We start from the raw sequence: 7,960 nt of genomic DNA on the forward strand, positions 1-7,960 counted from the left end.
GGTTCTCGTAGCGCGCGAACAGCGCGTCGACCTGGTCCCACATCGGCGTGTCGACCACGCCCGGCGCGATGCCGTTGACGTTGATGCCGTGCTTGATGAGCGCAAGTCCGGCCGATTGCGTGATGTTGATCACCGCGGCCTTGGTCGCGCAGTAGACAGCGACCAGTGCCTCGCCGCGCCGTCCGGCCTGCGATGCCATATTGATGATCTTGCCGCGGCGCCCTTGCGCGACCATGCGCTTGGCCACTGCCTGCAGCGTGAACAACAGGCCTTTCACATTGACCGAGAATTGCAGGTCGAAGCTCCTTTCCGAAATCTCCAGCAGCGGCCCCATGTCGAAGACGGCGGCGTTGTTGACCAGGATGTCGATGCCGCCATGCGTCCTCGTCACGCTATCGACCATCGCCTCGATCGAGGCGAGGTCGCGCACGTCGAGCTGCACGGCTGTTGCTTTGCCGCCGAGCTCGCGCGCCAGCGCGTCCGCCTTGTCGATCGCCATATCGGCGATGACGACATGGGCGCCTTCGGCGGCGAAGCCGCGCACGATGGCCGCCCCGATGCCTTGCGCGCCGCCGGTGACGACGGCGACCTTATCCTTGAGTTTCATACCGGTTCTCCTGCCTCGGCGAGACTATATCAGCGCGTCGTATAGCCGCCATCGATGACCAGCACCTCGCCGGTTACATAGCTCGCGGCGGGAGAGCACAGGAAAAGTGCGGCCGCCGCAACCTCCTCCGGCCGGCCGACGCGACCCATCGGCGTCATGCCGCGCCAGATCGGGAACCATTCGGGGTTTTCGATGCCGCCGCGCGACATGTCCGTCTCGACATAGCCGGGCGCCACGGCGTTGACGCGGATGTTCTCGGCCGCGACCTCGCTGGCGAGGCTCTTGGTCATCATATGCACCGCAGCCTTGGAGCTGTTGTACGCGACCTGGTTCTGCGGAATGTTGGAGACTATGCCGGAGATCGAGCCGACATTGAGGATCGCGCCGCCGCCCTGACGCCGCATCGGCCCCAGCGCCGCCCGGCAGCAGCGGAACACGGCATCGACATTGATCGCCATCGTCCTGCGCCAGATGTCCTCAGGATAGTCACCGCTGTCGCCATGCACCGCAATGCCGGCACTGTTAACCAGGATGTCGAGCCGACCAGCCTTGGCGAGCGTATCGGCGACCAGCCTGTCCGGCGCCTTCTCGTCCAGCATTTCCGCGGCGAGGAAATCGAAGGCAAGACCCGCGAGTTCCTGCCGTGCGTCGTCCTTCATGGTCCGGCCCGCAACGACGACATGCGCGCCGGCTTCCCCGAGCGCCTTGGCGATGGCAAGGCCGATGCCGCGTGTGCCGCCGGTCACCAGCGCCACCTTATCTTCCAGTCGGAAGCGGTCGAGGATCATGATTGCGGCTCCATCGCGTTGGAGGGGCGGTTCAGATGTCCACGCTCTGCGGCAGGATGACGAGGTCGCGAATGGTGACGTTGCGCGGCCGCGTCAGCATGAAGAGCACGGCGTCGGCCACCTCCTTGGCCTCCATCAAGCTGCCGGCGGCCAGCGCCTCTTCCATCTTGGCCTTCGGCCAGTCGCTCAGCAGCGCCGTCACCACGGGGCCGGGCGCGACCGCGCCGACGCGGATGCCGTGCTTCAGCACCTGGCGGCGTACCGTATGCACGAAGGCCTGCACGGCGAATTTCGAGGCGGTGTAGATCGGCTCCCAGACAACGGGGACGAAGCCGGCGACGGAACTGGTGACGATGATGTCGCCGCTCTTCTTCTCGATCATATGCGGCAGCACGGCATGGACGGTGCGGAAGACGGCGTTGATGTTGAGGTTGAGCATCTTGTCCCATTGGTCGGGATCGCCGGACGCCACCTCGCCGCCGACATAGGCGCCGGCATTGGCATGAAAGATGTCGAGAGTGCCGGCCTTCTCCAGGATCTCCGGCATCATGCGGTTGACGCTCGCCGGGTCGAGCAGGTCGGTGACCACGGCGCAAGCATTGTCGCCGAGCTCGGCGACAAGCTCCTTCAGCCGATCCTCGGCCCGGTCGACCAGCACGACCTTTGCGCCGACGGCGAGCATGGCGCGGGCGCATTCCAGCCCAATGCCGGAGGCAGCACCAGTGATTGCGGCAACCTTGCCGGAGAGACTTTCAGACATTGCGATCCTCTTCAATGAGCCGTCAGGCGCGGCCGTGTGAGACACGCGAGCGGCGGGCGAGAGAATCGACGATGACCGCGATCGCCAGCACACAGCCGGTGATCATGTACCGGAGCGAGGATGACAGATCGAGCAGCGTCAGGCCGCTTGCGATGGACTGGATGACGATGATGCCGAGCAGCGCCGAATAGGCGCTGCCGCGGCCGCCGAACAGGCTGGTGCCGCCGATGACGGCCGCCGCGATGGCGTTGAGGTTGACGTCGCCGGTGCCGGCCTGCTGGCTGGCGGTCGCCAGACGAGCGGCCGAGAGCAGGCCACCAGTCGCCGCCAGCGTGGCGCAGAGCGCGAAGGCGCTGGTGTAGATCAGGCGCACATTGATGCCGGCGCGACGCGCCGCCTCGCGGTTGCCGCCCACGGCAGTCATCGAGCGGCCCCACTGGGTCCGCTTCAGCGCGTAATTCATGGCCACGACCAGGCCAACGAACAGGGCGAACATCCAGGGCACGCCGCGCGACAGGTTGAGGTAGTAGGCCACCAGTTCGAGCGCGAGGGTGATCGCCACGGCCTGGAGGAGAAGCCCGCCGAAGGAACGCGACGACAGCCCGGCGGCCTGGCGTCGCTGCGCCTTGCGGTAGCCGAGAACCAGGGCGAGCACGCCAGGCACCACGGCCAGCGTGTACGACACCCAGTGCGGCATCACCAGGAGCTGGCCGAAATTCACCAGTGGCGAGTCGTAGGGCAGATTGATCGAGCCGGTCGGGCCGAGGATGTAGAGCTGCAGCCCGAGGAAGGCGAGCAGGCCCGACAGCGTCGACACGAAGCTCGGCATGCCGAGCCTGTTGAGCAGGAACGCATAGACGCAGCCGGTCACGAACCCGACCGCCATCGCCGCCAGCATCGCAAGCCCTACCGGCCAGCCCCACTGGACCCACAGCACGCCGAGCAGCGCCGAGGACAGGCCGCTGACCGAGCCGACGGACAGGTCGATCTCGCCGACCATCAGAACGCAAACGATGCCGAGCGAGATAATGCCGACCGTCGAGCAGTCGAACAAAAGGTTGACGAGATTGTTCGGCGACAGAAATACCGGGTTGAGCGTCTGGAAGATGGTGCAGATCAGCACCAGCCCGACGACGACGGGCAGCGAGCCGAGATCGCCGGACCGGACGCGGTCGAGAAAGCCCTTGATGGCGCCCTTCGCGCCGCTGCGATCCTTCAGCCGCTCGTCGCTGCGGTCGAGCAGCGCGCCGGGGTTGCGGTCGGAAGCCGTCGTCATGGCCGTTCTCCCTCAGCCTTCACCTCGGCTGTGCGCTTGCCGCGCCTCGACACGGCATTGTCGTCGGCGCCGGTTATTGCGGTCACCAGTTCCTGGTTGGATGCGCCGGGCAGGAAGATGCCGTTGTTGCGGCCGAGCCTCAGCACCACGATGCGGTCGGCTACGGCGCGCACGTCCTCCATGTTGTGGCTGATCATGACGACGCCTAGGCCGCGATCCCGCACGCGCTCGATGAGGTTGAGCACCTCTGCCGTCTGCGCGACGCCAAGTGCCGCGGTCGGCTCGTCGAGGAGGATCACGCGCGGCTCCATCAGCAGCGAGCGGGCGATCGCGACCGTCTGCCGTTGGCCGCCCGACAGCGACGCCACCGGCTCGCGCACGCTGGGAATCCGTGCGGAGAGCTCATTGAGCAGCGTCCAGGCGCGGACCTCCATCGAGACTTCGTCGAGGCGAAGCGGATGGAGCTCACGGCCAAGGAAGATGTTGGCCACGACGTCGAGGTTTTCGCAAAGCGCCAGATCCTGGAAGACGGTGGCGATGCCGAGCTTCAGCGCCGCGGCAGGATTGGCCAACGTCACGGGCTGGCCGTCGAACGTGATCGAGCCGGCGCTCGGCATGTGCGCGCCGGCCAAAATCTTCACCAGCGTCGATTTGCCGGCGCCGTTGTCACCGACCAGGGCGACGATCTCTCCCGCGTTGATATCGAGATCGACATCGGTGAGGGCCGACACCGCGCCGAAATTCTTCGAGATGCCGCGCAGGCTGAGCACCGGCGGGCGGCTTGTCGTGGACGGCGTGTCGGGTATTGCCATGGCCTGTCTCTCTTCCCGCGTTTTGGTCGGTATGTCCGGCCGCCAGGAGGTAGCGGCCGGACACGGCTGTCACCTTGGCGACGTTGCCGAGCATATCGCAGGCGACGCGATTTGGCCGCGTCGCTTCTGGGGACGATGCGGCTGACGCCGCATCGCTCCGGAGACAATGCCGCCTGCGCGGCATTGCTCCTTATTCAATGCCGAGCTTCTTGCAGCCTTCGGCGTAGCGGTCGGTGCAGAGCTGGGCTGCGGTCTGGATCTTCTTGTCGATGATCTCGGCCTTGAGGTTCTCCTGCATCACCACCGCCGGCACGAAGAGCTGCGAGGGCGTGTCGTAGAGCGTCGTCTCGGCTTTCGGAGCCTCGCCCTTGAGGAGCTGCACCGCAACGTTCGCGGCTGCTGCGGCGACGATCTCGCTGGGCTTCGAGATAGTGTTGTACTGGTCGCCGGCAATGACGAGCTGCAGCGCGGCGATCGTGGCGTCGTTGCCTGTCACCGGCGGCACCGGATCGACGCCGGCGGCCTTGAGCGCCGCGATGGCGCCGCCGCCCGTGCCGTCATTGGCGGCCACCACGCCGACGATCTTGTTACCGAAGCGCGAGATCTGCCCCGCCGCCCATTGCTGGGCATTCGAAGGCGCCCAGTTCGGCGTGTCGAACTCGGCGAGCGTCTTGTAGCTGCCGGTCTTGAGGCCGTCATGGATACCGTCCTTGATCAAGCCCGCCGCGGCATCGGTCGGCGAGCCGTTGATCTGCAGCACGCCGACATCGCCGTCGCTCGACACGCCCTTGGCCTTGAGATGCTCGACCAGCGAGGCGGCGATCGCCTTGCCGATGGCCTTGTTGTCGAACGACACGTAGAAATCGGCCTTGGCGTCCGGAATCGGACGGTCATAGGCGATGACCTTGACGCCCTGGGCCTGGGCGTTGTGCACCAGCGACGCCGCCGCCGCGGAATCCACCGGATCGAGCACGATCACCTTGGCGCCCTGGGTGATGACCGAGTTGAACTGTTGCTGCTGCTTGGTGACGTCGGCGTCGGCGTTGAGGTAGAGCACCTTGCAGCTGTCGCAGAGTTTCTTCATCTCGGCGACGAAGCCGGGGTGATCATGCTCCTCGTAGCGCGTCGAACCCTGGTCGGGCATCAGGAACGCGACCGTGGAGCCGGCGATATCCTGCGCATTGGCAAACGTCGCGCCGAGGGCGAGGCTCGAGACGGCCATCGCGGCCGCGGTCAATCTGGACATGTATCTGGACATAAGGTCTTCTCCATTCCCGTTGTTTGATGTAACAGACTCCGCCGCAGGCTGCGGATGTCTGCTCGCGCTGCCCGATCGGAAATCTAGCGAACTCGTGCAGCAGCCTAACGGCTTCCTCCCGCTGGCATGACACGAGGCAATACTCGTCCATCGCTGGTTCGCTTACGCGATCCATCGCTTCGTCTTGGTTCTTGCTTAAGGCTTGTTTCTCCTCCCGAACTCCTTTCTATGCGGCGCGCGCGGCCGCGAAATTGTCCGCAACCAATCGTCTGAACTGCGACGGCGGCATGCCCTTCTCGGCCAGGAACTGGCGGTTGAAGTTCGACAGATTGTTGAAGCCGACCTCGAAGCAGATGTCCGAAATCTGCGCCTCTTCATCGCTCATCAGGATCTGGCAGGCGAGATTGATGCGCAGGCGCTTGATATATTGCAGCAGCGACATGCCGGTGTGCTTGCGGAACGAGCGCGAGAAGGCGCTCGGCGTCTGGCCGGCGATCACTGCAAGGTCGCCCTCATTGAACGGCTGAGTCAGATTCTCGCGGATATAGGCCAGCGCCTGGTTCATGCCCGCCGACATATATCCCGACGGATCCGGCAGATAGTTTTCGCTGGCGAGAACGCGCGGCGCGCTCTCACGGCTGAGCGCCTCCATGATCGACATGAACAGGCTGATCCGGTGCACGCCGTAAGCATGCGTGATTTCCGCCAGCAGCGGCATGACCTCCCTGCTCACGCCCTTGCTGAACAGGACGCCGCGCCGCGACAGGTCGAGCAACGGGGAAACGGCGCCAAGCTCGGGAAAGGTCGTGATCGCGCCGCCGATGAATTCCTCGCTGAACTGGACCAGCCTGCAGCGCAGCGGAACTGACTGGCCTTCCGGAACCTCGCTGATCCAGTTGTGCGGCAGGTTGGGACCGGCCAGCACCAGATTGCCGATCTCGAACTCGCCGATGAAGTCGCCGACGAAATAGCGGCCCTTGGTCGCGACGATCTGGTGCAGCTCGTATTCCGGATGAAAGTGCCAGCGCACCGTATGGTACGGATAGCCGTGCCACTTCACCGCGAACGACTCGCCAGGCCTTATCTGTATGACTTCCAGATCGGGTCCCATGCTTCCTCCCGGAGGCTGTCGGGTGTTTTCAGCCTTCGAACCGCGGCCGTTTGTTTGGCTCATCTAGGGTCAGGATAACGGTCGCCAAGAATGTCCGCCACCTCGCCACGCCGCGCCGACTGATACGTTTTTGACCGTTTTGGGCCACGAAGATCGCATCTTCGAAAATTAGACGCCACGAACATTCAAAGTTGGCGAACGGGGCATGGGCGCGGGAAAAGTTCGCTTCGGGCTACGCTACCGCATTGCACAATTCCGGTCTGGCTGCACAATAGGCGCATGTCCGCCGGTTCGTTGGCCATCCTTGTTATCGACGAGAACCGCATCCGCGCCTCGATCATCGAGGCGGGATTGCGGGACGCCGGCCATCGCCATGTCACGGTGGTCCACGACGTGGCCGGCATTGCCCGGCGCATCGCCGAGATCGAGCCGGACGTCATCGTCATCGATCTCGAAAATCCAAACCGCGACATGCTGGAGAACATGTTCCAGCTTTCGCGCGCGGTGAAACGGCCGATCGCCATGTTCGTCGACCGCTCCGACCAGGCCTCGATCGAGGCGGCCGTCGATGCGGGCGTGTCCGCCTATGTCGTCGACGGGCTGAAGAAGGAGCGCATCAAGCCGATCCTCGACATGGCGATCAGCCGCTTCAATGCCTTCTCGAGCATGGCGCGCGAACTGGAGGAGGCGCGCAGCGAGCTCGAGAACCGCAAGGTCGTCGATCGGGCCAAGGGCATATTGATGAAGTCGCGCGGGCTGAGCGAAGAGGCGGCCTACGCGCTTCTGCGCAAGACCGCCATGAACCAGAACCGCAAGATCGCCGAGATTGCCCAGAGCCTGGTGACCGCGGCGGGATTGCTTGGACCGCTGGAGGGCGAATGAGCACGACTGCCTCGCACCAGGTCACTGCCGGCTTCATGCCGCTCTTCGACAGCGCCGTCCTGGTCGCGGCCGACGAGATGGGCTTTGCCGCCCGCGAGGGCATCGCGCTCAAGCTGCATCGTGAGACCTCCTGGGCCAACATCCGCGACCGCATCGCCATCGGCCATTTCGATGTCGCCCATATGCTGGGACCAATGCCGCTCGCCTGCAGCCTCGGCCTCACGCCGCTCGCCTCCGAGACCATAGTGCCCTTCTCGCTCGGGCTCGGCGGCAACTGCGTCACGGTTTCCAATGCGGTATGGGAAGGCATGGCGGCGCACGGCGTCGTGCCGGACCTCGATCCGGCACGTGCCGGCGCAGCGCTCGGTGCGCTGAGCCGCGAACGGGCAGCCGCCGGCCGCGAGCCGCTGCGTTTCGCCGTCGTGCATCCGCATTCCGGGCATAACTACGAACTGCGCTACTGGCT

9 protein-coding genes are annotated in these 7,960 nt (G+C 64.9%); 2 read left to right on the forward strand and 7 right to left on the reverse strand.

What is annotated here, in order from left to right; genetic code table 11:
• The 7 genes from EOA29_RS15265 to EOA29_RS15295 all read right to left on the reverse strand — a co-directional run.
• On the reverse strand, positions 1–607 hold a 607-nt coding region (locus EOA29_RS15265; protein WP_127221105.1), incomplete at its 3' end, for an SDR family NAD(P)-dependent oxidoreductase.
• 29 nt (positions 608–636) lie between these two features.
• On the reverse strand, positions 637–1,395 hold the full coding sequence (locus tag EOA29_RS15270) for a glucose 1-dehydrogenase (protein WP_126092935.1): 759 nt from the start codon (positions 1,393–1,395) through the stop codon (positions 637–639).
• Between the two features lie 31 nt (positions 1,396–1,426).
• Positions 1,427–2,155 (reverse strand): SDR family oxidoreductase, encoded by a 729-nt coding sequence (locus tag EOA29_RS15275; protein WP_126092934.1) that lies wholly within the window; start codon positions 2,153–2,155, stop codon positions 1,427–1,429.
• A gap of 22 nt (positions 2,156–2,177) precedes the next feature.
• Positions 2,178–3,431: a sugar ABC transporter permease gene (locus EOA29_RS15280; protein ID WP_126092933.1), complete on the reverse strand. Its 1,254-nt coding sequence runs from the start codon at positions 3,429–3,431 to the stop codon at positions 2,178–2,180.
• On the reverse strand, positions 3,428–4,243 hold the full coding sequence (locus EOA29_RS15285; RefSeq protein WP_126092932.1) for an ATP-binding cassette domain-containing protein: 816 nt from the start codon (positions 4,241–4,243) through the stop codon (positions 3,428–3,430). The genes EOA29_RS15280 and EOA29_RS15285 overlap by 4 nt, the downstream gene beginning before the upstream one ends.
• Before the next feature lie 190 nt (positions 4,244–4,433).
• Positions 4,434–5,501: a sugar ABC transporter substrate-binding protein gene (locus EOA29_RS15290; RefSeq protein ID WP_126092931.1), complete on the reverse strand. Its 1,068-nt coding sequence runs from the start codon at positions 5,499–5,501 to the stop codon at positions 4,434–4,436.
• Between the two features lie 226 nt (positions 5,502–5,727).
• Entirely contained in the window at positions 5,728–6,612 is an 885-nt protein-coding gene (locus EOA29_RS15295; RefSeq protein ID WP_126092930.1) for an AraC family transcriptional regulator, read from the reverse strand.
• Between the two features lie 279 nt (positions 6,613–6,891).
• Here EOA29_RS15295 and EOA29_RS15300 point away from each other — a divergent pair, with 279 nt between their 5' ends.
• Both EOA29_RS15300 and EOA29_RS43000 read left to right on the forward strand, forming a co-directional pair.
• Complete coding sequence (locus tag EOA29_RS15300) at positions 6,892–7,494, forward strand: ANTAR domain-containing response regulator (RefSeq protein WP_126092929.1); 603 nt, start codon at positions 6,892–6,894, stop codon at positions 7,492–7,494.
• Positions 7,491–7,960, forward strand: a 470-nt coding sequence (locus EOA29_RS43000) for an ABC transporter substrate-binding protein (RefSeq protein ID WP_245468475.1), incomplete at its 3' end; no start/stop codon positions are given. The genes EOA29_RS15300 and EOA29_RS43000, both read left to right, overlap by 4 nt.

Origin of the sequence: Mesorhizobium sp. M1E.F.Ca.ET.063.01.1.1 (assembly GCF_003998155.1) — a bacterium.
In the GTDB taxonomy this organism is placed as follows: Bacteria; Pseudomonadota; Alphaproteobacteria; order Rhizobiales; family Rhizobiaceae; genus Mesorhizobium.

What these genes read in the sequence shown, in the direction of transcription:
- EOA29_RS15270 (WP_126092935.1), bottom strand. Translation starts at nt 1,395, where the DNA reads ATGATCCTCGACCGCTTCCGACTGGAAGATAAGGTGGCGCTGGTGACC.
- EOA29_RS15275 (WP_126092934.1), bottom strand. Translation starts at nt 2,155, where the DNA reads ATGTCTGAAAGTCTCTCCGGCAAGGTTGCCGCAATCACTGGTGCTGCC.
- EOA29_RS15280 (WP_126092933.1), bottom strand. Translation starts at nt 3,431, where the DNA reads ATGACGACGGCTTCCGACCGCAACCCCGGCGCGCTGCTCGACCGCAGC.
- EOA29_RS15285 (WP_126092932.1), bottom strand. Translation starts at nt 4,243, where the DNA reads ATGGCAATACCCGACACGCCGTCCACGACAAGCCGCCCGCCGGTGCTC.
- EOA29_RS15290 (WP_126092931.1), bottom strand. Translation starts at nt 5,501, where the DNA reads ATGTCCAGATACATGTCCAGATTGACCGCGGCCGCGATGGCCGTCTCG.
- EOA29_RS15295 (WP_126092930.1), bottom strand. Translation starts at nt 6,612, where the DNA reads ATGGGACCCGATCTGGAAGTCATACAGATAAGGCCTGGCGAGTCGTTC.
- EOA29_RS15300 (WP_126092929.1), top strand. Translation starts at nt 6,892, where the DNA reads ATGTCCGCCGGTTCGTTGGCCATCCTTGTTATCGACGAGAACCGCATC.